The organism is Pseudomonas simiae (assembly GCF_000934565.1).
Classification (GTDB): Bacteria; Pseudomonadota; Gammaproteobacteria; order Pseudomonadales; family Pseudomonadaceae; genus Aquipseudomonas; species Aquipseudomonas simiae.
Window position 1 is genome coordinate 5,098,320 of record NZ_CP010896.1, and the last position, 25,500, is coordinate 5,123,819.

General features: G+C 60.5%; 30 protein-coding genes. 13 read left to right on the forward strand and 17 right to left on the reverse strand.

Annotated features, from left to right (window positions below):
- Positions 1-133 precede the first annotated feature (133 nt).
- From PF1751_RS23160 to PF1751_RS23190, 7 genes are all read right to left on the reverse strand, one after another.
- Entirely contained in the window at positions 134-1,492 is a 1,359-nt protein-coding gene (locus PF1751_RS23160) for a DUF1329 domain-containing protein (RefSeq protein ID WP_042571625.1), read from the reverse strand.
- A gap of 26 nt (positions 1,493-1,518) precedes the next feature.
- The gene (locus tag PF1751_RS23165) at positions 1,519-3,309 is read right to left on the reverse strand and encodes a DUF1302 domain-containing protein (protein ID WP_074900745.1); all 1,791 of its coding nucleotides are present in this window, start codon (positions 3,307-3,309) and stop codon (positions 1,519-1,521) included.
- 484 nt (positions 3,310-3,793) lie between these two features.
- Positions 3,794-4,705 (reverse strand): SDR family oxidoreductase, encoded by a 912-nt coding sequence (locus tag PF1751_RS23170; RefSeq protein ID WP_044287858.1) that lies wholly within the window; start codon positions 4,703-4,705, stop codon positions 3,794-3,796.
- 173 nt (positions 4,706-4,878) lie between these two features.
- Complete coding sequence (locus PF1751_RS23175; protein ID WP_021492148.1) at positions 4,879-5,784, reverse strand: alpha/beta fold hydrolase; 906 nt, start codon at positions 5,782-5,784, stop codon at positions 4,879-4,881.
- The gene (locus PF1751_RS23180; RefSeq protein ID WP_010206451.1) at positions 5,784-6,566 is read right to left on the reverse strand and encodes a class II aldolase/adducin family protein; all 783 of its coding nucleotides are present in this window, start codon (positions 6,564-6,566) and stop codon (positions 5,784-5,786) included. The genes PF1751_RS23175 and PF1751_RS23180 overlap by 1 nt, the downstream gene beginning before the upstream one ends.
- A gap of 149 nt (positions 6,567-6,715) precedes the next feature.
- Positions 6,716-7,402, reverse strand: coding sequence for an LrgB family protein (locus PF1751_RS23185; protein WP_010206453.1), 687 nt, complete (start codon positions 7,400-7,402; stop codon positions 6,716-6,718).
- Positions 7,392-7,763: a CidA/LrgA family protein gene (locus PF1751_RS23190; RefSeq protein ID WP_010206454.1), complete on the reverse strand. Its 372-nt coding sequence runs from the start codon at positions 7,761-7,763 to the stop codon at positions 7,392-7,394. Before PF1751_RS23190 ends, PF1751_RS23185 begins: the two co-directional genes overlap by 11 nt.
- Positions 7,764-7,861: 98 nt before the next feature.
- Here PF1751_RS23190 and PF1751_RS23195 point away from each other — a divergent pair, with 98 nt between their 5' ends.
- On the forward strand, positions 7,862-8,758 hold the full coding sequence (locus PF1751_RS23195) for a LysR family transcriptional regulator (protein WP_010206455.1): 897 nt from the start codon (positions 7,862-7,864) through the stop codon (positions 8,756-8,758).
- Here the strand turns inward: PF1751_RS23195 and PF1751_RS23200 are convergent.
- Complete coding sequence (locus tag PF1751_RS23200) at positions 8,739-9,194, reverse strand: flavodoxin (RefSeq protein ID WP_021492149.1); 456 nt, start codon at positions 9,192-9,194, stop codon at positions 8,739-8,741. The two genes, PF1751_RS23195 and PF1751_RS23200, sit on opposite strands and share 20 nt — an antisense overlap.
- A 137-nt stretch (positions 9,195-9,331) precedes the next feature.
- Here PF1751_RS23200 and PF1751_RS23205 point away from each other — a divergent pair, with 137 nt between their 5' ends.
- Both PF1751_RS23205 and PF1751_RS23210 read left to right on the forward strand, forming a co-directional pair.
- Positions 9,332-9,799 (forward strand): PAS domain-containing protein, encoded by a 468-nt coding sequence (locus tag PF1751_RS23205; protein WP_010206458.1) that lies wholly within the window; start codon positions 9,332-9,334, stop codon positions 9,797-9,799.
- Between the two features lie 65 nt (positions 9,800-9,864).
- Positions 9,865-10,470, forward strand: a complete 606-nt coding sequence (locus PF1751_RS23210; RefSeq protein ID WP_010206462.1) for a hypothetical protein — start codon at positions 9,865-9,867, stop codon at positions 10,468-10,470.
- Between the two features lie 2 nt (positions 10,471-10,472).
- Here PF1751_RS23210 and PF1751_RS23215 read toward each other — a convergent pair whose 3' ends face one another.
- On the reverse strand, positions 10,473-11,423 hold the full coding sequence (locus tag PF1751_RS23215) for a MerR family transcriptional regulator (RefSeq protein WP_044287860.1): 951 nt from the start codon (positions 11,421-11,423) through the stop codon (positions 10,473-10,475).
- A 216-nt stretch (positions 11,424-11,639) separates the two neighbouring features.
- On the opposite strand from PF1751_RS23215, the gene PF1751_RS23220 reads away from it, so the two are divergent.
- Genes PF1751_RS23220 through PF1751_RS23245 form a run of 6 tightly spaced genes read left to right on the forward strand, consistent with a single transcriptional unit; the run spans position 11,640 to position 14,565 of the window.
- Positions 11,640-12,197 (forward strand): antibiotic biosynthesis monooxygenase, encoded by a 558-nt coding sequence (locus tag PF1751_RS23220; protein ID WP_010206465.1) that lies wholly within the window; start codon positions 11,640-11,642, stop codon positions 12,195-12,197.
- 57 nt (positions 12,198-12,254) lie between these two features.
- On the forward strand, positions 12,255-12,965 hold the full coding sequence (gene folM / locus PF1751_RS23225; protein WP_044287863.1) for a dihydromonapterin reductase: 711 nt from the start codon (positions 12,255-12,257) through the stop codon (positions 12,963-12,965).
- A gap of 20 nt (positions 12,966-12,985) precedes the next feature.
- Complete coding sequence (gene folE, locus PF1751_RS23230) at positions 12,986-13,540, forward strand: GTP cyclohydrolase I FolE (RefSeq protein ID WP_010206467.1); 555 nt, start codon at positions 12,986-12,988, stop codon at positions 13,538-13,540.
- A gap of 2 nt (positions 13,541-13,542) precedes the next feature.
- Complete coding sequence (gene folX / locus PF1751_RS23235; protein WP_003176029.1) at positions 13,543-13,914, forward strand: dihydroneopterin triphosphate 2'-epimerase; 372 nt, start codon at positions 13,543-13,545, stop codon at positions 13,912-13,914.
- A 23-nt stretch (positions 13,915-13,937) separates the two neighbouring features.
- Positions 13,938-14,234, forward strand: a complete 297-nt coding sequence (locus tag PF1751_RS23240) for a DUF1244 domain-containing protein (protein WP_010206472.1) — start codon at positions 13,938-13,940, stop codon at positions 14,232-14,234.
- Positions 14,227-14,565, forward strand: coding sequence for a HopJ type III effector protein (locus PF1751_RS23245; protein WP_010206473.1), 339 nt, complete (start codon positions 14,227-14,229; stop codon positions 14,563-14,565). The genes PF1751_RS23240 and PF1751_RS23245 overlap by 8 nt, the downstream gene beginning before the upstream one ends.
- A 186-nt stretch (positions 14,566-14,751) precedes the next feature.
- Here PF1751_RS23245 and trxB read toward each other — a convergent pair whose 3' ends face one another.
- A complete protein-coding gene (gene trxB / locus PF1751_RS23250) occupies positions 14,752-15,714 on the reverse strand; it encodes a thioredoxin-disulfide reductase (RefSeq protein ID WP_010206474.1) in 963 nt (320 codons plus the stop codon).
- A gap of 283 nt (positions 15,715-15,997) precedes the next feature.
- On the opposite strand from trxB, the gene cysZ reads away from it, so the two are divergent.
- On the forward strand, positions 15,998-16,765 hold the full coding sequence (gene cysZ, locus PF1751_RS23255; RefSeq protein ID WP_010206475.1) for a sulfate transporter CysZ: 768 nt from the start codon (positions 15,998-16,000) through the stop codon (positions 16,763-16,765).
- A 54-nt stretch (positions 16,766-16,819) separates the two neighbouring features.
- Positions 16,820-18,022, forward strand: a complete 1,203-nt coding sequence (locus tag PF1751_RS23260) for a glycosyltransferase family 4 protein (RefSeq protein ID WP_010206476.1) — start codon at positions 16,820-16,822, stop codon at positions 18,020-18,022.
- Here PF1751_RS23260 and PF1751_RS23265 read toward each other — a convergent pair.
- The 7 genes from PF1751_RS23265 to rplU form a co-directional block, all read right to left on the reverse strand.
- Positions 17,991-19,094: an NADH:flavin oxidoreductase gene (locus PF1751_RS23265; protein ID WP_021492154.1), complete on the reverse strand. Its 1,104-nt coding sequence runs from the start codon at positions 19,092-19,094 to the stop codon at positions 17,991-17,993. The two genes, PF1751_RS23260 and PF1751_RS23265, sit on opposite strands and share 32 nt — an antisense overlap.
- A 221-nt stretch (positions 19,095-19,315) precedes the next feature.
- Entirely contained in the window at positions 19,316-19,798 is a 483-nt protein-coding gene (locus PF1751_RS23270; protein WP_010206483.1) for a glutathione peroxidase, read from the reverse strand.
- Positions 19,799-19,899: 101 nt separating this feature from the next.
- Positions 19,900-20,364: a CreA family protein gene (locus tag PF1751_RS23275; protein ID WP_010206487.1), complete on the reverse strand. Its 465-nt coding sequence runs from the start codon at positions 20,362-20,364 to the stop codon at positions 19,900-19,902.
- Positions 20,365-20,379: 15 nt separating this feature from the next.
- Positions 20,380-21,498 carry a glutamate 5-kinase gene (proB, locus tag PF1751_RS23280; RefSeq protein WP_031290869.1) on the reverse strand — a complete coding sequence of 373 codons (1,119 nt, stop codon included), beginning with the start codon at positions 21,496-21,498 and terminating at the stop codon, positions 20,380-20,382.
- A gap of 109 nt (positions 21,499-21,607) precedes the next feature.
- Positions 21,608-22,831, reverse strand: coding sequence for an Obg family GTPase CgtA (gene cgtA / locus PF1751_RS23285; RefSeq protein ID WP_010206489.1), 1,224 nt, complete (start codon positions 22,829-22,831; stop codon positions 21,608-21,610).
- Positions 22,832-23,023: 192 nt separating this feature from the next.
- Positions 23,024-23,281: a 50S ribosomal protein L27 gene (gene rpmA / locus PF1751_RS23290; RefSeq protein WP_003176049.1), complete on the reverse strand. Its 258-nt coding sequence runs from the start codon at positions 23,279-23,281 to the stop codon at positions 23,024-23,026.
- A gap of 34 nt (positions 23,282-23,315) precedes the next feature.
- On the reverse strand, positions 23,316-23,630 hold the full coding sequence (gene rplU, locus PF1751_RS23295; RefSeq protein ID WP_007950961.1) for a 50S ribosomal protein L21: 315 nt from the start codon (positions 23,628-23,630) through the stop codon (positions 23,316-23,318).
- 239 nt (positions 23,631-23,869) lie between these two features.
- Between rplU and PF1751_RS23300 the strand changes: the two genes are divergently transcribed.
- Together PF1751_RS23300 and PF1751_RS23305 are read left to right on the forward strand one after the other, a co-directional pair.
- Positions 23,870-24,838 (forward strand): polyprenyl synthetase family protein, encoded by a 969-nt coding sequence (locus PF1751_RS23300; RefSeq protein ID WP_010206495.1) that lies wholly within the window; start codon positions 23,870-23,872, stop codon positions 24,836-24,838.
- A 197-nt stretch (positions 24,839-25,035) separates the two neighbouring features.
- Positions 25,036-25,377 carry a zinc ribbon domain-containing protein YjdM gene (locus PF1751_RS23305; RefSeq protein ID WP_010206496.1) on the forward strand — a complete coding sequence of 114 codons (342 nt, stop codon included), beginning with the start codon at positions 25,036-25,038 and terminating at the stop codon, positions 25,375-25,377.
- The last annotated feature ends 123 nt before the right edge of the window (positions 25,378-25,500 follow it).

Here is a 25,500-nt window from a genome sequence, read left to right on the forward strand (position 1 = left end):
GCCTACCCTAGTCCTGTGGTCGGCGGTTGTTGAAGAAGTATTCAGCAGGGTGATTGGCGGGCATAAAATTCAAGGCATACACCCCCCACTGTGCGAACACGCTCGCACAGTGGGGGGGCATTTCACATCGGGATCAGCGCACGCCTTCGGCCCTCAATGCCGCTGGCGTGTAGTCCGCCGCCTTGGCATTGAAACCGAACACAAAACTGCTCTTCTCCTCGTTCTTCATGCCCAGCGCGATATAGCGCCCGGCGATGATGTCGTACAGCGTTTCCACGGTATACGCCGGGGTCTGGTGGTTGTAGTAGAACTGCGCATGCCCCTCGGCGACACGCCACAGTTGGCCACGGCCGTCGTAGTGATCCACCAGCGCCACCTGCCAGCTGTCTTCATCGATGTACATGTGGCGCTTGGCGTAGATATGCCGCTCACTCGGCTTGACCGTGCCCACCACCTCCCAAACGCGGTGCAGCTCATAGCGAGTCAGGTCCTGATTGATGTGGCCGGCCTTGATGATGTCGTCGTACTTGAGTGTCGGCTGGTCGAGCTTGTAGCTGTTGTAGGGAATGTACATCTCCTTCTTGCCGACCAGCTTCCAGTCGTAGCGGTCCGGGGCACCGGAAAACATGTCGAAGTTGTCCGAGGTGCGCAGACCGTCGGAGGCCGTGCCCGGACCGTCATACGCCACTTGCGGTGCGCGGCGTACGCGACGCTGGCCGGCGTTGTAGATCCACGCCAGGCGCGGCTCCTTTACCTGGTCGAGGGTTTCATGCACCAGCAGCACGTTGCCCGCCAGGCGCGCCGGGGCCGTCACCGACTGCTTGAAGAAGGTCAGCACGTTGGCCGCCTTGGCCGGGTCCATGTCCGGGATCAACTGCGGCACCGCCACTTCCTCTTCGAAGCGGATCGGCGTGTAGCTGCCGTTGGTCTGCGGCGTGGCCTGGGTAATGATGCGCCGCAAGTTGCCGCCGTGGTAACGGGTGATGTGGTTCCACAGCACTTCCACGCCATTCTTGGGAATCGGGAAGGCGTAGTAGCGATTGCCGGTGAAGTTTTCCAGGCCGTTGCCATCGTTGATCGGCTTGACGTTCAGCGCACTGCGCTTGATCGACTCGTAAATCTCCGGCGGCAGGTTGACCGTGCGGTGACTTGGGTACACCGGGATCTTATAGGTCTCGGGATAGCGCTTGAACATCGCCACCTGGCCGTCGGAGAGTTTGTCCTTGTACTTGTCGACGGTGGCTGCGGTGATCACAAACAGCGGTTTTTCACTGGCGAACGGGTCGGCCAGGAAGCCCTTGCTGTCCACCGCACCGGCATTTTTCGGAATGCCGCCGGTCCACGCCGGAATCGAGCCGTCGGCGTTGCCGGCTTTTTCGGCGCCCACCGGGGTCAGGGTGGTGCCCAGCTTGGCCGCCTCTTCCGGCGACACCGCTGCCATCACGTTGGCGGCCAACAGGCTCAGGGCCAACACTGCAATTGTCTTACGCATGGATGTTTGTCCTTGTTTAAGCCAGATCAGAAGTTCACGCCGAAGCTGAGGGCGAGGAAGTCGCGGTCGGTCAGGGTGTTGTAGTCGCCGCCAAAGAAGTCGGTGTAACTGAGGCTGGCGGTGTAGGTGTTGCGGTAGTCCGCGTCGACACCCGCGCTGATGGCCTTGGCGCCCTTGTTGAACAGGCCATTGGGGCCGTAGCCGGCGACGTCATGGGACCAGGACAGGTTGGGCTTGAGGTTGATCCCGGCAATCACGTTGTTGTAGTCGAGGATCGCCCGCGCGCGATAGCCCCAGGAAGTGGAGGTGACAAAACCGTCGGTGTCACCCTGGAAACCGTAGGCGCCGTACACCGAGTCCCGGCCGTAACGCAGTTTGCTTTTATCTTCCAGTCCTGCGACGTGCACGATGGCCGCTTCACCGACCACCGTAAGGCGCTCGGCGCCTAGGACCTGGTCGAAGAACTGGGTCATGGAGCTTTGGATCTGGGTGATCTCTTTACGGCGATAGCCTTTGTTGTCGTCGCCGAAGTTGCTGCGGATGGGTGAGGCCAACTGGCCGGCGACGGGGTTGATCAGGGCCAGGGTCAGATCGGTAGTATTGAGTTGCACCGGGGCATTGGGCCGGTAGCTGATCTCACCGGTCCACGCGGTGCCGGTGGGCAAGGTGGTGGAGAAGCTGGCGCCGAACAAGCGGATGTCTTCCGGGTAATCCAAGTAGTACTGGCCACGGCCGAGCATGAGGCTCTGGACCAAGCCCGCGCCGGAGCCGGGCACGATGCCGTTGGCGGTGCCGGAAATAGCACCCAGGGTGGCCAGGCTGGTGTTGTTGGTGATGGTCCCCACCGTTGGCGTGCGGCTGTGGTAGTTCATGAAGTACAGGCCGTACTCGGTGTCGTCCCCCAGCCAGCGCAGGGCGGCGCCGAACTGGCCGGAATCCCGTGCATCACGGTCCCCGGCGCGACGTACGATGACCCCTTCACTGGTCGCGCCAAATCCTTGGCCGAACGCCGCCGCCACAGGCTGCAATGGCCTGATTGCCGGGTTCCCGACGGTGTAGTTGTTGGTGCAGCCGTCCGCTGCCACGTCGCCACCAAAGAAGGTGCCGCAGTTATCCAGCACCGTCTGGTCCCACTCCAACTGGTAGAAACCTTCAACCGTCAGCTGATTGGTCAGGCTCTGGGACGCGAACAGCATGTTGACCGGAATCAGCCCTTCCTTGATCTCGGCCCCCGGACGGCGGAACGCCGACACATCAATCGGGTTGATGCTGTTGATGGAGTTACCGATGAAGGTACTTTCGCCCCAGCTCACCACCTGCTTGCCCGCTCGCACGGTGCCCGGCAGATCACCCAGCGAATAGTTGTGATAGACGAAGGCATCCAGAATCTGCGCACCGCTGGACTTGGCGCCTTCCTTGCGGTTGTGGTCACTGATCGGTTTGAACTCGCGGTCTTCATCCTTCAGTTCAAAGTCGTACCAGTACTTGCCGCGCACGAATACACCCGTGTCGCCGTACTTCAACTCAAGGTCATGCAGGCCCTTGAAGATCTTGGAGAAGGTTTCGCCCTTCTTGAAGTTCAAGCGCCCGTCATCACCGGTAGACGCCTGGCCGGTACCGCCGTTGACGGTGCCCACCAGCTTTTTATCGGCGTCGCGCATGCCCCAGCTCGCACCCACCGACAGCGAAGAATCGAATTGCCCTTCGATCTCGCCAATGTTGAATGAAATAGCCTGTGCCTGAGCACAGCAACCCAACGCAACCGCAGCGGCCAGCGCCTGTGGCCTGAAGATGGCGCGCATTGTTGTTCTTGTCATGCGTCTTCCCCGGTGAGTGACAGAAGGCCCCACCCTACTGCCGCCCATCAGGAGCGATAAGCGCACCAAGGAGGGATTCGTGTTGTCACTCAAAAGGATGACTGAGCGCTCTGGCCGGGGCTCCGGGCGCAGGCATGCATTGGATGGATGGCGGGTTATCAGGGGAATGTATGGAGAACGTCGAAACTGTTGCTGATTCAGCAACAGTCCTTGTCACGAATCGGCATTACTCATTTTGTTACAAGCGGCTATTCTTATCGGGCTTTCAGGGCAAACGGCCCGCTTCCTCAACCGGAAGGAAAGCCAGATTTACATAGATTGATGACTGTTTTCAGTCTATTACCGGTGTTCACTGACGTTGATTTGTCGCTCCTTGATCCAACGTCTTACTTCGGCCGCTGCCTATGCAGCGGCCTTTTTTATGCCTGGAATAAAACGGGGCGCTATCAGCGCCCCGTAGGATTCAAGCTTTTTCAAGCAACGATCACAGGCTGTATTTCTGCAAATTGGCCATCATCTCCTTCAACGCTTCGATATTGTCCTTGGGGTGCGCTGCCCCCTCGAAGTCGCAGATCTGTTGCCAATGCGCCGCCACATCATCGGGCGAGAAGCCCGCCTCCGGATCAAAGCCCACGCCCAGGCTGCGCTCCCAGCGGGTCTTGCCAATCCAGCCGCCGCCGACTTCAAACAACCCCGAGGTTTCCTGGCAGGCTTCGCTGCCCAGGTACACCACCAATGGACTGACCAACTCCGGCTTGAGGCGCTCGAACACCTGCGGCGGGATCAGGCCTTCGGTCATGCGCGTGCCGCCGGTGGGAGCAATGGCGTTGACCAGGATGTTGTTCTTGCGGCCTTCCAGCGCCAGGGTGCGCGTCAGCCCATACAGACCCAGCTTGGCCATGCCGTAGTTGGACTGGCCGAAGTTGCCATAGATGCCCGAGGTGGACGCGGTGAAGATAACCCGGCCGTAACCCTGCTCACGCAGATGGGGCCAGGCGGCACGGGTGACTTTGTAGGCGCCTTCGACGTGCACCCGGTAAACCAGGTCCCAGTCGCTGTCGTCCATTTTGTGGAAGGTCTTGTCGCGCAGAATGCCAGCGTTGTTGACCACCACATCGATACGGCCAAAGGCGTCGAGGGCATTCTGCACAATCCTGTCACCGTCGGTGACAGAGTCATGATTGGCTTCGGCGATGCCGCCGGCTTCGCGAATCTCAGCCACCACGCGGTCGGCGGCCGAGGCACTGGCGCCTTCGCCCTGGGTGGAACCGCCCAGGTCGTTGACCAGCACTTTCGCGCCATGTCTGGCGAACAGCAGCGCATGGGCACGGCCCAACCCGCCGCCGGCACCGGTGACGATCACGACCTTATCCTGAAACTGCACTGACTCACTCATACCGGACTCCAATGGCGACAATGGGAATGGGTCGAGTGTCAGGCACGGAGGCCATGGTCACAATAACCACGGCTGAGCCTGAATGGTGCTCGATAAGGCAGAGGGATGATCATGTGGGAGCGGGCATGCCGACGATGCAAGCGCCTCGGCCTTTGAGTTGAATCGCCGCGACGCTATCGCAGGTACGCCAGCTCCCTCACCGGGCCAGCAATGCGTTCGCGAAACGCCAGGTAATGCTTGAGCACCTGCACCGGCGCCTCGATCTGCGGGTAGTGCCCGATATTGGCCAACAGCACCGTGTCGGCGTGGGGCACCAACTCGCAGTAACGCGCCACCATATGAGCGCCCGAGATCGGGTCCATCTCGCCATCGATCACTCGCAGCGGCACTTCCTCGCGTTGCATCGCCGCCACCCAACGCTCACGCATACGCCCGCGCTGAGGGATATACGCAATGAGTTTGTGCAGGATGCGTGTGCCGTCATGGCAGTCGATCAGGCTCCAGAAATCATCCAGGGCGCTTTCGCTGGGGCGGGTGTTGGGGCCGAAGATCTGGCTGAAACTGTTCGCCAAGGCATTGCGCCCGAAGGCGCGGCCGATCATCCAGCCCAACGGGCTGAGCAAGAGTTTTTGCACCAGTGCCGGGCGATGGGTTTCGGGAAACAGCCCACCGTTGAGAAACACGCAACTGGCCATGTGAAAGCGCCCTTCGTAATGCCGGGCCAGCAGTTCCTGGGCGACGCTGTCACCGTAGTCGTGTGCCAGCACATGCACCGGCTGCTCTACGCGCAAATGTGCCAGCAGTGCCTGCTGCAAATCTGCCTGTTCCAGCAGGCAATAACCGTGATCCAGTGGCTTGGCCGAGTCGCCGAAACCGAGCATGTCGCAGGCAATCACCAGATTGCGCTGGGCCAGGGGCTGCCACAGGTAGTGCCAGTCCCAGCTGGCGGTGGGAAAGCCATGGATCAGCAGCAACGGTTCGCCCTGCCCCGCCACCCAGTAACGAAGGGTGCGGCCGTGGAAGTCGAACGTCTGGCTGCGTTTGCGCCAGGCGCTGAGCGGGATCTCGGTGAGTGGCATCAGGTTTTATACCCGGGATCGAGGCTGTCCAGTTTGCGCAGCAACGCCGGCCAGGCCAGCGCGCCCCCCATGCCTTGTGCGCTCTTTGTGACCGCCGCCACCATTGCCTTGGCGCCGGCGAGAATCTGCGGCCCGATGTTGATCAGTTCAACGCCACCGCTTTGCGCCAACACCTGGATGTCGCAGGCGCGCTGGAAGGTGAACATCATCAAGAAGGTGTCGGCGATGGTGCTGCCGCAGGTCAGCAAGCCGTGGTTGTGCAGCATCAGGAAATTGTTTTCGCCCAGGTCGGCCTGCAAGCGGGCCTTCTCTTCGTGGTTCAGCGCCACGCCTTCGTAGGCGTGATAGGCCAGACTCGACAGCACGAATATCGACTGCTGGCTGATCGGCAACACGCCTTGTTTCTGCGCCGCCACTGCGACCCCTGCGGCGGTGTGGGTGTGCAGCACACAGGTTACATCGTGGCGCACTTCATGGATGGCGCTGTGGATGGTATAGCCCGCCGGGTTGATCTCGTAGGGGCTGTCCATCAGCTTGTTGCCGGCCTGATCGACCTTGACCAGGCTCGATGCGGTGATCTCATGGAACATCAGCCCATAAGGATTGATCAGGAAGTCATCGGTGCCCGGCACTTTGGCCGAGATATGGGTGAAGATCAGGTCGTCCCAACCGTGCATCGCCACCAGGCGATAACAGGCTGCCAGGTCGACGCGGGTTTGCCACTCGGCAGCGCTGACCTGATCTTTGACATTCTGTGGCGATAGAACGGGGGCTAGGCTCACGGCAACGACCTCCTTGGCGCATTTTCTTATTGTTTTTTGAGTGATGGGCCAGTCTAGTCAGACCTTGAGGCTGCCGGAGTTGCCTTGGCAGCCAGCTTGATGACCGTGCGAGTCAGGGTTGAGGATAGTTCAATCTCGTACTCGCAACGTCAGAGAAGTGCCGCCAATAAAGGCGCGGCGAACAGGTTGAGCAGGCCCGTCAGCACCATCACCAAGCCTGCGACGGAGCCCTCTTCGCCGCCCACCTCATGGGCACGGCTCACGCCCGCGCCGTGGGCGCCCACGCCGAATAACGCACCGCGCGCCAAGGGTGTGCGCAGCGGCAACCACTTCAGCAGCACACCGCCGAGCATGGCGCCGAACACGCCGGTGAACATCACAAACACAGCCGTCAGTTCCGGCACGCCGCCAAGGTCGGAGGACACCGGCATGGCGAACGGTGTCGTGATGGAGCGTGGCACTAGGGACAGGGCTACCGAGGGATCCAACGCCAGGGCCTTGGCCAAACCGAACGAGGTGGCAATGGACGCTGCGCTGCCCGCGATCATGCCCAGCAACAAGGCCGACCAGTAACGCGCCAGCAACTTGCGCTGTTGCCAGATCGGCACCGCGAACGCCACTGTCACCGGGCCAAGCACAAGCATCAGCCAATGGGTGTCGGCAGAGTATTCGGCGTAGGCGGTGTTCATCGGCACGGCCACGGCCAGCAATAGCACCGGTACCAGGATCAGTGGTGACAATAGGTAACGCCCGGTGCGGCGGTAGATCCAGCGACTGAAGATATAAGCACTCAAGGTCAAGGCGAGCCAGAACACCGGCATCAGTTCAAACTTCATGGCGTAGCTTCCAACGGCACACCAGTTCGACGGTGAACGCGGTCACCAGCATGACTGCCAGGGTGCTGAGGCCAATCACCAGCAGGATGCGCCAGCCGTCATTGCGCAACAGGCCGCCATAGTCCAGCAGGCTCATCAGCGCGGGAATGAAGAACAGCAGCATCTCAGCCATCAACACACCGGCCCCCAATTGCAGGGCAGCCGGCTTGATCAGTCCGCTGGCGAAGGTTGCCAGCAGCAGTCCCAAACCCACCACGCCACCGGGGATCGGCAGCGTCAGCCATACGGCCAGCTGGCAACCGAGCAGGTAAATGGCCAGCAGCGCGATCAGTTCAATCAACAAACGGGTGAAACGTTTCATGGGCTTTGGGTCCTCGCAGGCCTTCATTTTAGAGAGACCTGCCCCATCCCCACAGCGAATTGTTAGACTGTCAGCTATTCCACTTTGGAATTGAAGGGATGGAATTCAAACAACTGCGCAGCTTTGTCGAAGTGATCCACCGGGGCGGCTTCACTCAGGCCGGGAAAACTCTGCACATCAGTCAATCCGCCGTCAGTAAACAAGTCGCGCAACTGGAACAAAGCCTGGGCACGCCACTGTTGGAACGTACCGGTTCGCACATCCGCCTGACCGCCGCCGGGGAGGTGGTGCTGCAACGGGCTGAAGCCATGCTGCGTTTGCAGACGGAATTGCTCAGTGAGCTGGATGATATGCAGCAACTGACCCGTGGCGAGTTGCGCCTGGGTTTGCCGCTACTGGCGGGCGATACCTTGTTCGCCGGGCTGTTTGCCGAGTACCGCAGGCGCTACCCGAACGTCACCATCCAGTTGCTGGAAGGTGGCAGTCGCACGATCGAACAGGCGATTCTCAATGGTGAACTGGATGTCGGCGGCTGTCTGAACTCAAGTGATCCGGCCTTCGCCCGACAAGCCTTCTGCGATGAACCGCTCGACGCCCTGCTGCCGATGGATCATCCCCTGGCGCAGAATGCCCAAGTGCGCCTGGAGGAACTGGCGGACACCCCGTTTCTGATGTACCAGCGCAGCTTTGTGCTCAATGATCGGTTGATCCAGGCCTGCCAGCAGGTGGGCTTCACCCCGAGGGAAATCGGCCGCAGCGGCCAGGCTGACTTCCTCGCCGCCCTGGTCGCAGCCGGCCAGGGCGTGGTGCTGCTGCCCAGCGTGGTCGCCCGTGGACTGTTGCGACCGGGCGTGGTGCGCCTCACCTTGAAGGCGCCCGACTACCTGCGCTGGGACATTGCGTTTACCTGGCGTGAGGGCGCGTATCTGTCAAAAGCCGCCCAGGCCTGGCTGGCGTTGTTGCGCGAGTTTCCGGTCAGCCGCGCAGTGCAGTGACCAGCTCGGCCAGCCACGGTTCGGCATCGGCTTCCGGGGTGACGCTTTCGCTGGCGTCCAGGCGCAGCATCGGCAGCACTTCGCGCACGCCCAGTTCGCTAAATAGCTCGCGCATTTGCTCGCCGCCGCCGCAGAAGGTATCGCCATAGCTGGCGTCGCCCAGGCCGATCACCGCACCCGGCAGGCCGCGCCAGGCGGCGGGCAGTTGGTCGCGAATGCTGGAGTACAGAGGTTGCAGATTGTCGGGTAACTCGCCCATGCCCGTGGTGGAGGTCACCGCCAGAAATGCGTCCGGCGCAAACGCCTGTACATCCGCCAGGCTGGCGCGAGCGTTATGCCAGGCCTCGAAACCGGCGGCATTGAGGATATCGGCAGCGTGGCGGGCGACTTCTTCAGCAGTGCCGTAGACCGAGCCGGAAAGGATGGCGACTTTCATCAATCTGATCCTGTGGTTGAGCGAAAGCGTGGGATATTAGCAGCTCGACCGCCCCCTACAAAAAAACGTCACGCCCGCTGGAAAGATTGCCACGCTGTCTTAAACTTGCGACTCCTCAAATGGATGGATCCACCTGAATGATTAATGCCCAATTGATGCAAATGGTCATTGATGCCTCGAATGACGGCATCGTTATCGCCGAACGGGAAGGCAAGGACCTGCCGCTGATCTACGTCAATCCGGCCTTCGAGCGCCTCACCGGCTACACCCGCGACGAGATCCTCTACCAGGATTGCCGTTTCCTGCAGTCCGGTGACCGCGACCAGCCCGCTCTGATCGCCATTCGCGAGGCCCTCAGCGCCGGCGAAAGCTGCCGCGAAACCTTGCGCAACTACCGCAAGGACGGCACGCACTTCTGGAATGAGCTGTCGCTGTCCACCACTTACAACCCGGCGGACAAACAAACGTATTTCGTCGGCGTGCAAAAAGACGTGACGGTTCAGGTCAAAGCCCAGCAGCGCGTGGCTCAACTGGAGGCGCAAGTCGCAGAACTCAAGGCTGAACTGGCGGCACTCAAAGCGACGAGTGGATCTAACAAAAATTAGAAAAAACGCTCATTAAGAGGATAATGGCGTTTTAGCACCTCCCGCCCCCCCGTTGAGCAAGCCCCATGCGACGCGATGCACTCCTGACGCAGGACGAGTTGGATTTCATCCAGACCCTGCAGCACAATCCGCAATTGAACCTGCGTGATGCATCGTCGAGCTTGACGGTCAACGGCGGTGCGCAGATTCGCGACCTCCTCACTCGCCTGGCGGCCCACGACCACGTCACCATCCAGGCGCAGTTCGACAACCAGCAGCTCACCTTCCCACTGCACTTGGTGGAAGATGAGTTTCATGCCGTTCACCTGCGCCTGGGCGTGCCGAGTATTTTCGAGGACGGGCCAATGATCCGGCCGTGGCGCCTCGCACTCGAGACCCCGGTGGCGTTGGAAAATGTCAGGGGCAACCCGGGCGCGCTGTGGGTACATGAGGTGTCATTCAAGGGTGTGCTGGTAGAAATTCGCGGCCGGATCAAGCCGCCGAAAACCTTTTCCCTATGGTTCAGCCCTTCGGGTTACGAACGCATCGCGGTGCGCGGAACGTTCGAACGGGAAACCGCACGCGGCCTGTTCGCTTATCGGCTCAGCCAAGACGTCGCCGATGAAACCGAGCGCCTGCGCCAGTTCATCCTGCACCAGCACCGCCTCGCTCATCCTGAAGTGCACGCTTGATATCAGGTATCCAGGCTACCGCTCAGGAATTGCTGCAAGCGCCGCTGCATCAGCGGGCCATCATTGCCCAGGCAGCCGATTGACGAGCCAGCGAGGCGCTCCTGCACCAAGTCCGCGGCGTCACCGGCCAGCAGCAATGGACAATCGATGGTCAGCGCCAGCCGCTTGAGCCGCGACGGCAGTTCATTGCTGGGGGCGCGATTGGAAAACAGCACCAAGGCTTGCGGATGGGTCTTCTCACAGACCAGTGTCAGTTCGTCGAATGGCTGGCCCACACCCAGGATCTTTACAGCGAGCTTTTCACCCGTCAGCAGCAGGCCTGCCACCAACACCTCCAGCTCGCGGCATTCCCCGGCAATGGCTGCCAGCAGAACCCGAGGCAGCGGCGCGGCGGCTATCACCTGCAGACGTTGCGCGGTGCGTGAACGCAAGAAATTATCGAAGAACAGCCACTCGCTGGCCTGGCCGAAGCGCCCTTGATGACGCAACAATTCCTGCCAGAGCGGCATGAGAATGTCTTGAAAGACCACGGCGAGCGGGTAGGCGGAAAAAATCTGGCCGTACAGCCGATCCAGTTGGCAGTCATCGAACGCGCTGATTGCGTTGCGCAATTGCCCGTGCCACTGAGCCCACTCCACGCCATCTTCAGAAACCGTACCGGGTTCGCGGAGCGGCTCGCCGCGCGCGAGGATCCTGCCCACTTTGCTCACCGCGACGCCGCGCTCGATCCAGTCGAGAATGCGGTGCACCGTGTCGATATCGGTGCGCGAGTACAAACGATGCCCACTTTCGGTGCGGATCGGCTGGATGAGGCCGTACCGTCTCTCCCAGGCCCGCAGGGTGACCGGGTTGACGCCCGTCAGACGAGCCACTTCGCGAATCGGCAAAAGATCATCGGAAACAGCGATGCGGTCAGTGGTTGTTTCGCGCTGCGGAGCAATAGTTTCGGGCATCAGAGGTCAAGAACATCCATGTCGATATGGGCCCCATTTAACGCTTTTTCGGTTGAACGATTCAAGCTGCGCAGCGAACCGACAGAAGTGTCTGGCGTATTTCACTAAAACAGGAATAATCCTTGCCTGCTTTTTCAAGGCGCAGCCGCATCACCCCGCGACTGCACCTGGTGCCGTACCTACCCGGTCACGTGCCCCCTTATTTGGAGATACACAATGTCTACCTCTCCCGTCACCTTGATGGTTGCGCGCCGCGTGGCCAAAGGGCGCTACGAAGAACTGATGGCCTGGCTGCGCGAAGGCGAGCAATTGGCCACGGACTTTCCCGGCTACCTGGGCTCGGGTGTCCTTGCACCGCCGCCCAACGATGATGAATTCCAGATCATTTTCCGCTTCGCCGATGAACAGACTCTGCATGCCTGGGAGTTTTCAGCTTCCCGCAGCGCCTGGTTGAGCCGTGGCAGCGAGCTGTTTGCAGACCCGTCCGAGCACCGCGTACGTGGTATCGATGGCTGGTTTGGCGCAGTCGGCGCCCGCCCTCCACGCTGGAAGCAGGCAGTGGCGATCTGGCTGGCGTTTTTCCCGGTGTCGTTGCTGTTCAACTTTGTCCTGGGGCCCTTGCTCAACGGACTCGACCTGGCGCCGCGCGTACTGGTCAGCACCATGGCCCTGACGCCGCTGATGGTGTACTGGTTCATCCCGCTGTCGACGCATCTGTTAGCCAATTGGCTGCATCCCTCCCCGCCACGCAAGGTCGCTGAAGCCGCCGCGTGAGTACAGGGGCGCCCGGTCGCTGGTATAGTTTCAATCTGCCAGCGACTCGAGCCTCCCATGACTGCAACGAACGCCCCGATCCTGATCACCGGCGCCGGCCAGCGTGTCGGCCTGCATTGCGCCCAGCGCCTGCTGGATGAAGGCCACCCGGTGATTTTCAGCTACCGCAGCGAGAGACCCGGCGTGCAAGCCCTGCGCGCACGTGGTGCAGTGGGGGTGTTTGCCGACTTCTCCAGTGAGGCCGGTATCCTGGCGTTTATCGCTGAATTGAACACCCATACCCAGAGCCTGCGCGCGATCATTCACAACGCCTCGGCCTGGATCGCCGAAACGCCCGACGACGAAAGCCGCGCCTTTACCGACATGTTCAGCGTGCACATGCTTGCGCCGTACCTGATCAACCTGCATTGTTCACCCTTGTTGCAACGCTCTTCCCCCGCCGACATTGTGCACATCAGCGATGACGTGGTGCGCAAGGGCAGCCGCCAGCACATCGCGTATTGCGCCACCAAAGCCGGGCTCGACAGCCTCACGTTGTCGTTTGCCGCGCAGTTCGCGCCGCTGATCAAGGTCAACGGCATCGCGCCGGCGATGGTGATGTTCAACGACGGCGACGACGCAGACTATCGCGCCAAGGTGCTGGCCAAGTCGGCACTGGGCATCGAGCCCGGGCCCGAGGTGATCTACCAGAGCGTGCGTTACCTGCTGGATAACCCTTATGTCACCGGTACCACCCTGACCGTCAACGGCGGGCGGCATATCAAGTAAGCCGTTTGTGAGGATGTTGTATGACCCTGCCCCACCACTACCGCGAAATCCTCAAAGGCCTGGGCGAAGACCCGGAGCGCGAAGGCTTGCTCGATACGCCCAAGCGCGCTGCCAAGGCCATGCAGTACCTGTGTCACGGCTACGAGCAGAGCCTTGAAGACATCGTCAACGGCGCGCTGTTCACCTCTGACAATGACGAGATGGTGATCCTCAAGGACATCGAGTTGTACTCGCTGTGCGAACACCACCTGCTGCCCTTCATCGGCAAGGCCCACGTGGCCTACATCCCCACCGGCAAGGTGTTGGGCCTGTCGAAGCTGGCGCGCATCGTCGACATGTACGCTCGGCGCCTGCAGATCCAGGAAAACCTCACGCGGCAAATCGCCGACGCAATCCAGGACGTGACCCAGGCCGCCGGCGTGGCCGTGGTGATCGAAGCCCAGCACATGTGCATGATGATGCGCGGTGTGGAAAAACAGAATTCAACCATGAACACCTCGGTGATGCTCGGCGCGTTCCGCGAGTCGAACACCACGCGCATGGAGTTCCTGCAACTGATCGGACGGAGCAAGTAGCAATGCCACAACTTCAACCAGGCATGGCGCGCATCCGGGTCAAGGACCTGTGCCTGCGCACTTACATCGGCATCAACGAGGACGAGATCCTCAACAAGCAGGATGTGCTGATCAACCTGACCATCCTGTATGCCGCCCAGGAAGCCGTGCGCGACAATGACATTGACCACGCCTTGAATTACCGCACCATCACCAAGGCGATCATTGCCCACGTCGAGGGCAACCGCTTTGCCTTGCTGGAGCGCCTGACCCAGGAGCTGCTGGACCTGGTGATGAGCAATGAGTCGGTGCTGTACGCCGAAGTCGAAGTGGACAAGCCCCATGCGCTGCGCTTTGCCGAGTCGGTGTCGATTACCCTGGCGGCCAGCCGCTAACCCCTGAATTGTCAGTGAGCCCTATGAACGACCAACAACGCCTCGAACTCGAAGCCGCTGCCTTCCGCAGGCTGGTGGCGCACCTGGACAGCCGCAAGGATGTGCAGAATATCGACCTGATGAACCTCTCGGGCTTCTGCCGAAACTGCTTGTCCAAGTGGTACAAGGCCGAGGCCGACGAGCGCCAGATCGAGCTGAGCCTCGATGACGCCCGTGAAGTGGTGTACGGCATGCCGTACGCCGAGTGGAAAGCCCAATACCAGAAAGAAGCCAGCGCCGACCAACAGGCGGCGTTCGCCAAAGGAAAAACCCATGACTGATTTGAACACCCTGCGCGCCAGCCTCGACAGCGGCGAACATGTTTTTGCCGATACGCTGGCCTTTGTCGCCGCAGGTTATGACTACCAGCCACAAGCCTTTACCAATGGCGACGTGGAAAACGCCGCTGGGCAGAACGAAGGCTCGTGCAAGACCTTGGGTTTGGCCCTGTTGGAAGGCCTGAGCGACCAGGAAGCGCTGCTGGCGTTTGGCGAGCATTACCGTTCGGTGCTGGCGACGCCTGAGGGCAGCGACCATGGCAATATCCGGGCGCTGATCAAGCATGGGCTGGCTGGGGTGAAGTTTGCCGCGCAGCCACTGACCCGCCGCTGATTCAATTTGATAACCCGGTTAATGTGGGAGCCGGGCTTGCCCGCGATGGCCGTGGTGGCTGACACGACGCTATCGCAGGCAAGCCAGCTCCCACAGTGATTGGGTTGACACATCGAAACTGTGGTGCGACTTGAATTGCGCGCATAAAAAAACCGGCCTCTCAGCCGGTTTTTTCGTTTCAACGGTTTAGAACGAAGCGTCCTTCAAACCGTCGAGGTAACGCTCGGCATCCAGTGCCGCCATGCAACCGGCGCCGGCCGAGGTGATGGCCTGGCGGTAGACGTGGTCGGCCACGTCACCGGCAGCGAAGATACCTTCGATGTTGGTGGCAGTGGCATTGCCTTCGCGGCCGCCCTGAACGACCAGGTAACCGTCTTTGGCTTCCAGCACGCCCTCGAACAGCGAAGTGTTCGGAGTGTGGCCGATGGCGATAAACACGCCGTCGACTTTCAGCTCGTCGAAGCTGCCGTCGTTGTTCTTCAGGCGGGCACCGGTCACGCCCATGTTGTCGCCCAGGACTTCGTCCAGGGTGGCGTTGAGCTTGAGGATGATCTTGCCTTCAGCCACACGGGCGTGCAGCTTGTCGATCAGGATCTTCTCGGCGCGGAAGGTCTCGCGGCGGTGAACCAGGGTCACGGTGCTGGCGATGTTGGCCAGGTACAGTGCTTCTTCCACGGCAGTGTTGCCACCACCGACCACGGCGACTGGCTTGTTGCGGTAGAAGAAACCGTCGCAGGTCGCGCAGGCGGAAACGCCCTTGCCCATGAACGCTTCTTCCGACGGCAGTCCCAGGTAACGGGCGCTGGCGCCAGTAGCGATGATCAACGCGTCACAGGTGTACACGCCGCTGTCGCCGGTCAGGCTGTAAGGCTTCTTGGAGAAATCGACCTGGTTGATGTGATCAAACACGATCTCGGTTTCGAAGCGCTCGGCGTGTTCTTTCATACGCTCCATGAGCACCGGGCCGGTGAGGCCGTGGACGTCGCCCGGCCAGTTGTCGACTTCGGTGGTGGTGGTCAGCTGACCACCCGCCTGCATGCCGGTGATCAGCAGTGGCTTGAGGTTGGCCCGGGCAGCGTAAACGGCAGCGCTGTAACCGGCAGGGCCGGAACCGAGAATAATCACTCGCGAATGACGGGTATCAGACATGACTCACTCCTATCGACCACCTGGACTACAAGGCGGCTGGAATAAAAAAGGGACCACGAAGCACTTGGGGAAGGCTTGAACTCGCAGGCCCTGAAAAATAATGGGTGCAGCGTATCGAGGGGGGCAAGATTAAGGAAATACGGAATAACAATCCAGCTCATAGGTGGTCTCTATGCAGTCGGCTAGATTGATCGATGCCTTTGTTACTGCTGATGTCGCCGCTTTCGCCCAAGATGCAAAGCCGGTAAGGTCGGCGCGTTCGTCCCCTTGTTCGGAGTTCTCCATGCCCGCCCCCGCTCTTTCCGGCCCGCAATACCTGCGCGAAGGCCTCAAACTGGTGTTGAGTCCCAGCTTGCGCCTGTTTGTGCTGCTGCCGCTGGCGATCAACCTGGTGTTGTTCGTCGGCTTGATCTATTTCGCCGGCCATCAGTTCAGTTTGTGGGTCGACCATCTGATGCCGACGCTGCCGAGCTGGCTGGGTTTTCTGAATTACCTGCTCTGGCCCCTGTTCGTCGTGCTGGTGGTGCTGATGGTGTTTTTCACCTTCACCATGCTCGCCAACATCATCGCAGCGCCCTTCAACGGCTTTCTCTCGGAGAAAGTAGAAGTGGTGGTGCGCGGCACCGATGACTTCCCGGCCTTCAGCTGGGGCGAGTTGATCGCCATGGTCCCGCGCACCCTGGCTCGCGAGATGCGCAAGCTGGGCTATTTCCTGCCCCGGGCCATCGGCCTGTTTATCCTGTCGTTCATTCCGGTGGTCAACCTGATCGCCGCCCCCCTGTGGTTGCTGTTCGGCGTGTGGATGATGGCGATCCAATACATCGACTACCCGGCGGACAACCACAAACTGGGCTGGAACGAAATGCTCGCCTGGTTGCGGCAGAAACGCTGGCAGAGCATGAGCTTCGGCGGGATCGTCTACCTGGTGCTGCTGGTGCCGGTGGTCAACCTGTTGATGATGCCGGCCGCGGTGGCGGGAGCCACGTTGTTCTGGGTACGTGAACAAGGGGCCGAGGCGATGGCACAGCAGCAGAAAGTGACCCAGTCATAAATCCATCATCTCGATGACACAATGACGACATGGCCCACGGCGAGACTGTGGGTCATGACGACAGCTTCGCTTCACATCACCCTTATTACCGAAACCTTCCCGCCAGAGATCAACGGGGTGGCCAATACCCTTGGTCGCCTGTGCGAGGGTTTGCGTGCCCGTGGCCATCAAGTCGAACTGGTGCGCCCGCGCCAAGGCGTCGACCAGAGCCGCCCCAGCGACGATGCGTTGCTGCTGTGCCGTGGCTGGCCGCTGCCGGGTTATCCAGGCCTGCAATGGGGGCAGTCGTCGATGCACAAGTTGCTGCGGCGCTGGACCCGTCAGCGCCCGGACGTGCTGTACATCGCCACGGAGGGGCCACTGGGCCTGTCCGCCCTGCGCGCCGCACGCCGCCTGGGGATCAGCGTGGTCAGCGGTTTTCACACCAACTTCCAGCAGTACTCCAACCAATACGGCTTGAGCCTGCTGAGCCGGATGGTCACCCACTACCTGCGCTGGTTTCATAACCGCTCGACCCTGACCCTGGTGCCCAGCGCCAGCCAGCGCCTGGAGCTGGAACGCCGGCATTTCGAGCGCCTGGGCATGTTGTCACGCGGCGTGGACAGCCAGCTGTTCCATCCCGCCAAACGCGATAACGCGCTGCGGAAAAGCTGGGCATTAAACAGCGAGCAAACCGCCGTGCTCTATGTGGGCCGGCTGGCCCAGGAAAAAAACCTGGGGCTGCTCAAGCGCTGCTTCGAGACGTTGCAGGACACCTATCCACTGCGCCAGATGAAACTGATCATCGTCGGTGATGGCCCGCAACGCGCGACGATGGAGAAGGAGCTGCCAGAGGCGATCTTCTGCGGGACCTTGCGCGGTGAGGAACTGGCGCGGCATTACGCGTCAGGCGATGTGTTTCTGTTCCCCAGTCTGACCGAAACCTTCGGCAACGTTGTGCTGGAAGCAATGGCGTCGGGGCTGGGTGTGGTGGCCTACGACCAAGCCGCCGCGACCCAGCATATTCGCCATGGCTACAACGGTGTATTGGCGATGCCGGGGGACGAGAACGCGTTTTGCGAGGCGGCCAACTGGCTGCTGGAGGACGCTGAAAGTCTGCGCCGCATGCGCCTGAATGCGCGTCAACATGCGAGCCGCCAGGGTTGGCCGGCGATTATCGAGCAGTTTGAGCGACAACTGCGCGGGGTCTGCAAGGACGGGCACCCGGTGCCCGCCCTGTCGCCGCTTACACCAGGGTCGTCAACGCCTCACGACTGAACGGCAGAATGTCGCCCTCACGGCCTTCACGCACCTTCACCGCCCAATCCGGATCGACCAACAGCGCACGGCCCACAGCGACCAGGTCGAACTCATCGTTGTTCAAGCGCTCCAGCAGTTTCTCCAGGCTGGCCGGTTGCGCGACCTTGTCGGTGTTGACCATGAACTGCAGGAACTCGCCGTCCAGGCCGACGCTGCCCACGGTGATGGTCGGCTTGCCGGTGAGCAGACGTGTCCAGCCGGCCAGGTTAAGGTCGGAACCTTCGAACTCCGGCTCCCAGAAACGACGCGTGGAGCAGTGGAAAATATCCACGCCCGCGTCGGCCAGTGGCTTGAGGAATTCGCCCAGGGCTTCTGGGGTTTGCACCAGGCGCGCGGTGTAGTCCTGCTGCTTCCATTGGGAGAAACGGAAGATGATCGGAAATTGCGGGCCGACCGCGGCGCGGGTGGCCTGGATCAGCTCAATGGCAAAACGCGAACGGTTGGCCAGGCTGCCGCCGTATTCGTCAGTCCGCTGGTTGCTGCCTTCCCAGAAGAACTGATCGACCAAATAGCCATGGGCGCCGTGGATTTCAACGCCGTCCATGCCGATGCTCTGGGCATCCTTGGCGGCTTGGGCGAAGGCATTGATCACCTCCTTGATGTCTTGATGGGTCATGCCGTGCACGACCACATTGCCATCCTTGAGTTTTTCCATCGGGCCATAGGCCGGCACGCTGGCATCCGGCTCGGTGCCGATCCGACGCACGCTGCCCACATGCCACAGCTGCGGGACGATCTTGCCGCCTTCGGCGTGTACCGCGTCGACGACGTTCTTCCAGCCAGCCAGAGCAGCTTCACCGTAGAAGTGCGGCACGTTGGGGTAACCATTCGAGGCTTGATGGCCGACCACGGTGCCTTCGGTGATGATCAGGCCCACGCCGGCAGCGGCGCGTCGGCGGTAGTACTCGATCACGCTGGAACTGGGTACGCCACCAGGCGAGAACGAACGGGTCATCGGCGCCATGACGACACGGGTCGACAGTTGCAATGCACCGAGCTGGAAGGGTTTGAACAAGGCTTGGACGGGCATGGGGCACTCCACGGAAGACGGGGTTTATGATGTGGATAATATTGACCGTGGGCGAACCTGAACAGCACTATTGATCTGAGTGATTAAAGGGTAAAAGCGCCTTGATCACGGTAGGCGCGAGCTTGCTCGCGAAAATCGCCAACGATAACCCGGGACATTCTGGGTGAACGTAGCGCGCTCAGGCTTTTCGCGAGCAAGCTCGGTGCTACAAGGGGAAGTATTCAGGTCAGGGCTTTTTCGATGGCCTGGACGATCGTCGGATCATCCGGCGCGGTGCGCGGGGAGAATCGTGCAAGCACTCGCCCATCCTTGCCCAGCAAGAACTTCTCGAAGTTCCAGGTGATATCCCCAGGAAACTCGGCCCCCTCGCCTGCCAGCAAGCGGTACAGCTGATGACGATCAGGCCCATTGACTTCAAGCTTGCTGCCCAACGGGAAGGTCACCCCGTAATTCAGGCTGCAGAATTCCTGGATTTCTTCCTCGGTGCCCGGTTCCTGGCCTGCAAATTGATTGCACGGCAGGCCAAGCACGATAAAGCCTTGGTCCTTGTATTGCTGGTAGAGGTTTTCCAGCGCGGCGTATTGCGGGGTCAAGCCACATTTGGAGGCCACGTTGACCACCAGTACCACCCGCCCCTTGAAGGGCGCCAGCGGCAGCTCTTGTCCGTCCAAAGCTTTGAGTTTCAGGTCGTGGAAAGCACTCATGACGAACTCCAGATATCCCATGTTCTTCGCATTGCGGCACGTCGAGATTACAACCCGCAAGCCTGCAATCATAGACGCCCGTTGCAAAACTCGCCTGCAGGTTACTGAGCGGTCGGCCAGGGCAAAATCGGAATCGCTGTCACGGCGTTCTGCGGGCTGCCTTCGATCAGGCGGTCGCTGTATACCAGGTAAACCAGGGTGTTGCGCTTCTTGTCGAGGAAGCGCACCACCTGCATGGTCTTGAACACCAGGGAGGTGCGCTCCTTGAACACTTCGTCGCCATCCTTGAGCTCGCCCTTGAAGCGGATCGGGCCAACCTGACGGCAGGCGATCGAGGCTTCAGCGCGGTCTTCGGCCAGGCCCAGGCCGCCTTTGACGCCGCCGGTCTTGGCGCGAGACAGGTAGCACGTCACGCCGTCGACCTTGGGGTCATCAAAGGCTTCAACGACGATCCGGTCGTTGGGGCCGACAAACTTGAACACCGTAGACACCTGGCCGACTTCTTCGGCGCAGGCCAACAACGGCATGGCCAGCAGCAGGCCGAGCAATCCTTTCATGACACGCATTGTGTATTCCTTTGTTTAGACCAGGATCAGGTTATCGCGGTGAACCAGTTCTGGTTCGGCCATGTAACCCAAGAGTCCGACAATCGCATCAGAGGATTGTCCAATGATTTTCTGTGCTTCGAGGGCGCTGTAATTGGCCAGGCCGCGGGCAATCTCACGACCATCCGGCGCCACGCATACCACCATCTCGCCACGGCGGAAACTGCCCTGCACCAACTTGACGCCGACCGGCAGCAGGCTTTTGTTGCCTTGGGACAGTGCAGACACTGCGCCATCGTCCAGCACCAGGGTGCCACGGGTTTGCAGATGACCGGCCAGCCACTGTTTGCGCGCCGCCAACATGCCGCGCTCTGGCGACAACAGCGTACCGATGCGCTCACCGGCCTTCAGGCGGTCCAGCACGCGCTCGATGCGCCCGCCGACGATGATGGTGTGCGCACCGGAACGTGCCGCCAGGCGCGCCGCGCGCAGCTTGGTCTGCATGCCGCCACGGCCCAGAGCGCCGCCAACGCTGCCGGCCACGGCGTCCAGTGCCGGGTCATCGGCGCGGGCTTCGTAGATCAACTGCGCGTCGGGGTTGTTGCGTGGGTCGGCGTCGAACATGCCGTCGCGGTCGGTAAGGATCACCAGCAGATCGGCTTCCACCAGGTTGGCCACCAGGGCGGCCAGGGTGTCGTTGTCGCCGAAACGGATTTCGTCGGTGACCACGGTGTCGTTCTCGTTGATCACCGGAATGACCTTGAGCTCCACCAGGGCGCGCAAGGTGCTGCGGGCGTTGAGGTAGCGCTTGCGGTCGGACAGGTCGTCGTGGGTCAGCAGGATCTGCGCCGTGTGGCGGCCGTGATCGGCGAAGCTGGATTCCCAGGCTTGCACCAGGCCCATCTGGCCGATGGCGGCGGCGGCTTGCAGTTCGTGCATCGCGCTGGGTCGCGCGGTCCAACCGAGGCGGCTCATCCCGGCGGCAACCGCTCCGGACGACACCAGCACCAACTCCACACCGGCCTCATGCAAGGCCACCATCTGCTCGACCCAGACGCTCATGGCTGCACGATCCAGCCCCTTGCCATCCGCCGTCAGCAACGCACTGCCGATCTTTACGACCCAGCGCTGCGCACCTGTCACTTTGCTCCGCATCATCTTCAACCTTAGATTGAGGGCTGCGCGACCCAGCGCGGCCCATAACGTTAAACCCGGATACTAAAACGCCGCTCCAGGGAGCGGCGTTCAAGTTTATCGCAACGGATCAATCACGCACGTAAATGATTTCCGGACCGTCTTCATCATCCACATCTTCCTCGTCCCAATCATCGTCGCCGATGTCATGGACCGACTTCACGCCGCTGCGGCGCAAGGCACGCTGGTCGTCCAGGGCTTGCAACTGGGCACGGGCTTCGTCTTCGATGCGCTGGTCGAGTTCGGCCAGTTCGGCCTTGAACACCGGGTCGGCCGCCAGGCGGTCGGCGCGGTCTTCGAGGTAACGCATGATGTCGCGGGTCAGGCGCTCGGTGCCTTCTTTGGCGATAGCCGAGATCACGTAGACCGGACCTTCCCACTCCAGGCGGTCAACGATTTCCTTGACGCGCTCTTCGTGCTCTTCTTCAAGAATCTGGTCGCACTTGTTCAGCACCAGCCAGCGATCACGCTCAGCCAGGGACGGGCTGAACTTGGTCAGCTCGCTGACAATCACTTCGGCGGCGTCCGGCGCGCTGGTGTCATCCAACGGGGCCATGTCGACGAGGTGCAGCAGCAGACGGGTACGCGACAAGTGCTTGAGGAAGCGAATCCCCAAACCTGCGCCATCGGAAGCGCCTTCGATCAGGCCGGGAATGTCGGCGATCACAAAGCTTTTCCAGCGGTCGACGCTGACCACACCCAGGTTTGGCACCAGAGTAGTGAACGGGTAGTCGGCGACTTTCGGCTTGGCGGCCGAGACCGAACGGATGAAGGTACTTTTACCAGCGTTCGGCAGACCCAACAGGCCCACGTCAGCGAGTACTTTCATTTCCAGCTTGAGGTCACGCTGCTCGCCCGGCTTGCCTGGCGTGGTCTGGCGTGGCGCACGGTTGGTACTGGACTTGAATCGGGTGTTACCCAGACCGTGCCAGCCGCCCTGCACCACCATCAGTTTCTGGCCAGCCTTGGTCAGGTCGCCGATCACTTCCTGGGTGGCAGAGTCGATGATCGTGGTGCCGACCGGTACGCGCAGTACCAGGTCTTCGCCTTTTTTACCGGTGCAGTCGGTGCTGCCGCCGTTGGAGCCACGCTCGGCATCGAAGTGCCGGGTGTAACGGTAGTCGACCAGGGTGTTGAGGTTTTCGTCGGCCATCATGTAGATGGAACCGCCGTCACCGCCGTCACCGCCGTTGGGGCCACCGTTTTCGATGAATTTTTCGCGACGGAAACTCATGCAACCGTTACCGCCGTCGCCTGCTTTTACTCGGATGGAAACTTCATCAACGAACTTCATAACAAAACGCCTCTCGTCGCATGGACGAGCTTAAGAAACCAAGACATAAGACTCTTGCAAAAATGAGCGCAGCGACCTCAATCAGCGACCGCAAACCAGCGCCTGAGCCCATTACAAACAGCTTTGCAAGAGACTCACTCCACAAACGAAAAAGCCCCGTCGCAAGACAGGGCTTTTCCAGCGATCTCGCAATTAAGCTGCGACAACGCTCACGTAACGGCGGTTGAACGCGCCTTTTACTTCAAACTTGATCACGCCTTCGATTTTCGCGAAGAGGGTGTGATCTTTACCCATGCCTACACCGTAACCGGCGTGGAATTGGGTGCCGCGCTGACGCACGATGATGTTGCCCGGAATGATTTTCTGGCCGCCATACATCTTAACGCCAAGGCGTTTGGCTTCTGAGTCGCGACCGTTACGGGTACTACCACCAGCTTTTTTGTGTGCCATGAGTCAATTCTCCTAGTGAGGAATTAGGCTGAAATTAAGCCTGAATACCGGTGATTTTGATCTCGGTGTACCACTGGCGGTGGCCCATACGCTTCATGTGGTGCTTACGACGACGGAACTTGATGATGCGGACTTTATCGTGACGACCTTGGGAGATCACTTCAGCCACAACGGTAGCGCCAGCAACAACTGGAGCGCCGATGTTCACGTCATCGCCATTGGCGACCAACAGAACGCGATCAAAAGTAACGGATTCGCCGGTAGCGACTTCCAGTTTTTCGATCTTCAGGTATTCACCTGGGGCGACTTTGTATTGCTTGCCACCAGTAACAATTACTGCGTACGACATGGTATTTCTCCGATAATCCTGCTCACCCAGCGCTTTATAAGAAGAGGTATTGGCTGGCATGGCTGCATGGGATGGACGTCCCAAATGCAATTGCGTAAGGCAGGTGCTGCCCAGGAAGTTCAGGGTGCGCGATTGTACGCAAGGTAAATGGGTGTTGCAAGGGGCCGTCTATCGCGCCTTGACACTGGGGGGCCTGGGTCCTAGCATGCCGCGCAACCCTTCTGGAGCGACTGTCGCTGATGCAACCCCAAGCTTTCTACCGCGCGGTCGCGGACGATTTTAGCGCCGTCGACGGCATCATCAAGAAGCAGTTGACTTCTAAAGTGCCGCTGGTCTCCAAAATTGGCGACTATATTACGTCGGCGGGCGGTAAGCGCCTGCGTCCTTTATTAGTGCTGCTGTGCGGCAAGGCCCTGGGTCGCGAAGGCGATGACCTGCGCCTGCTGGCCGCCACTATCGAATTCCTGCATACCGCCACCCTGCTGCATGACGACGTGGTCGACATGTCCGGCATGCGCCGTGGCCGCGAGACCGCCAATGCGATGTGGGGCAACGCTCCAAGCGTGCTGGTGGGTGACTTCCTGTACTCGCGCTCGTTCGAAATGATGGTTGAACTCGGCTCGATGCCGGTGATGAAGATTCTTTCGCAGGCCACACGCATCATCGCCGAAGGCGAAGTGTTGCAACTGTCGAAGGTCCGCGACGCCAGTACCACCGAAGAAACCTACATGGAAGTGATTCGCGGCAAAACCGCGATGCTCTTCGAAGCCTCCACCCACAGCGCCGCTGCGTTGTGCGGCGCAACGGCCGAGCAGGCCGAAGCCCTGCGTACCTTTGGCGACCACCTGGGCGTGGCGTTCCAACTGGTGGACGACCTGCTCGACTACAAGGGCGACGCCGAAACCCTGGGCAAGAACGTCGGTGACGACCTGGCTGAAGGCAAGCCAACCCTGCCATTGATCTACACCATGCGCGAAGGCACGCCGGAACAGGCCGCCCTGGTGCGCAAGGCGATCCAGAAAGGCGGGATCGAAGACCTGGAGGCCATCCGCGCCGCCGTGGAAGCATCGGGTTCCCTGGAGTACACCGCTCAACTGGCGCGTGACTACGTGGCCCGTGCCATTCAGTGCCTGGAAGCCCTTCCCGCCAGCGAATACCGGGACGCCCTGGTCGAGCTGAGTGAGTTTGCGGTCGCGCGTACGCACTGACACAAATCTGTGGCGAGCAGGTTTGTGTGGGAGCGGGCTTGCTCGCGAAGGTTGAGTGTCAGTCAGCACATGTAGCAGCTGACCCGCCGCCTTCGCGAGCAAGCCCGCTCCCACATTTAGATCGCGTATAGCCTGCCACACCACAAAACCCTATATAATGTGCGACTTTTAGCCATCCTGACTCCTAAGGAGCTTTAGTGAGCACGTTGCCACCCTGCCCGAAATGCAATTCCGAATACACCTACGAAGACGGCGCCCAGCTGATCTGCCCGGAATGCGCCCATGAGTGGTCCGCCAATAGCGAGGCCGAAGCGGCCAGCGACGAAACCGTGAAGAAAGACTCCGTCGGCAATGTACTGCAGGACGGCGACACCATCACCGTGATCAAAGACCTCAAGGTCAAGGGCACTTCCCTGGTCGTGAAGGTCGGCACCAAGGTCAAGAACATCCGCCTGTGCGATGGCGACCACGATATCGACTGCAAAATCGACGGTATCGGTCCGATGAAGCTCAAGTCCGAGTTCGTGCGCAAAGTCTGAACGTATTGCCTCCATCCCGCGCCCGCCGCGGGATGGCGTTTCGCCCTCCCGTTTGATCCCGCGCAATATCCACACAGAAAAAACCAGAAACCGCCAATAGGCACTTGCTATTCTACGAATAAG

Coding starts and splice junctions, on each gene's coding strand:
- PF1751_RS23160 (WP_042571625.1), bottom strand. CDS start 1,492: ATGCGTAAGACAATTGCAGTGTTGGCCCTGAGCCTGTTGGCCGCCAAC.
- PF1751_RS23165 (WP_074900745.1), bottom strand. CDS start 3,309: ATGACAAGAACAACAATGCGCGCCATCTTCAGGCCACAGGCGCTGGCC.
- PF1751_RS23170 (WP_044287858.1), bottom strand. CDS start 4,705: ATGAGTGAGTCAGTGCAGTTTCAGGATAAGGTCGTGATCGTCACCGGT.
- PF1751_RS23175 (WP_021492148.1), bottom strand. CDS start 5,784: ATGCCACTCACCGAGATCCCGCTCAGCGCCTGGCGCAAACGCAGCCAG.
- PF1751_RS23185 (WP_010206453.1), bottom strand. CDS start 7,402: ATGAAGTTTGAACTGATGCCGGTGTTCTGGCTCGCCTTGACCTTGAGT.
- PF1751_RS23190 (WP_010206454.1), bottom strand. CDS start 7,763: ATGAAACGTTTCACCCGTTTGTTGATTGAACTGATCGCGCTGCTGGCC.
- PF1751_RS23195 (WP_010206455.1), top strand. CDS start 7,862: ATGGAATTCAAACAACTGCGCAGCTTTGTCGAAGTGATCCACCGGGGC.
- PF1751_RS23200 (WP_021492149.1), bottom strand. CDS start 9,194: ATGAAAGTCGCCATCCTTTCCGGCTCGGTCTACGGCACTGCTGAAGAA.
- PF1751_RS23205 (WP_010206458.1), top strand. CDS start 9,332: ATGATTAATGCCCAATTGATGCAAATGGTCATTGATGCCTCGAATGAC.
- PF1751_RS23210 (WP_010206462.1), top strand. CDS start 9,865: ATGCGACGCGATGCACTCCTGACGCAGGACGAGTTGGATTTCATCCAG.
- PF1751_RS23215 (WP_044287860.1), bottom strand. CDS start 11,423: ATGCCCGAAACTATTGCTCCGCAGCGCGAAACAACCACTGACCGCATC.
- PF1751_RS23220 (WP_010206465.1), top strand. CDS start 11,640: ATGTCTACCTCTCCCGTCACCTTGATGGTTGCGCGCCGCGTGGCCAAA.
- folM (WP_044287863.1), top strand. CDS start 12,255: ATGACTGCAACGAACGCCCCGATCCTGATCACCGGCGCCGGCCAGCGT.
- folE (WP_010206467.1), top strand. CDS start 12,986: ATGACCCTGCCCCACCACTACCGCGAAATCCTCAAAGGCCTGGGCGAA.
- folX (WP_003176029.1), top strand. CDS start 13,543: ATGCCACAACTTCAACCAGGCATGGCGCGCATCCGGGTCAAGGACCTG.
- PF1751_RS23240 (WP_010206472.1), top strand. CDS start 13,938: ATGAACGACCAACAACGCCTCGAACTCGAAGCCGCTGCCTTCCGCAGG.
- PF1751_RS23245 (WP_010206473.1), top strand. CDS start 14,227: ATGACTGATTTGAACACCCTGCGCGCCAGCCTCGACAGCGGCGAACAT.
- trxB (WP_010206474.1), bottom strand. CDS start 15,714: ATGTCTGATACCCGTCATTCGCGAGTGATTATTCTCGGTTCCGGCCCT.
- cysZ (WP_010206475.1), top strand. CDS start 15,998: ATGCCCGCCCCCGCTCTTTCCGGCCCGCAATACCTGCGCGAAGGCCTC.
- PF1751_RS23260 (WP_010206476.1), top strand. CDS start 16,820: ATGACGACAGCTTCGCTTCACATCACCCTTATTACCGAAACCTTCCCG.
- PF1751_RS23265 (WP_021492154.1), bottom strand. CDS start 19,094: ATGCCCGTCCAAGCCTTGTTCAAACCCTTCCAGCTCGGTGCATTGCAA.
- PF1751_RS23270 (WP_010206483.1), bottom strand. CDS start 19,798: ATGAGTGCTTTCCACGACCTGAAACTCAAAGCTTTGGACGGACAAGAG.
- PF1751_RS23275 (WP_010206487.1), bottom strand. CDS start 20,364: ATGCGTGTCATGAAAGGATTGCTCGGCCTGCTGCTGGCCATGCCGTTG.
- proB (WP_031290869.1), bottom strand. CDS start 21,498: ATGCGGAGCAAAGTGACAGGTGCGCAGCGCTGGGTCGTAAAGATCGGC.
- cgtA (WP_010206489.1), bottom strand. CDS start 22,831: ATGAAGTTCGTTGATGAAGTTTCCATCCGAGTAAAAGCAGGCGACGGC.
- rpmA (WP_003176049.1), bottom strand. CDS start 23,281: ATGGCACACAAAAAAGCTGGTGGTAGTACCCGTAACGGTCGCGACTCA.
- rplU (WP_007950961.1), bottom strand. CDS start 23,630: ATGTCGTACGCAGTAATTGTTACTGGTGGCAAGCAATACAAAGTCGCC.
- PF1751_RS23300 (WP_010206495.1), top strand. CDS start 23,870: ATGCAACCCCAAGCTTTCTACCGCGCGGTCGCGGACGATTTTAGCGCC.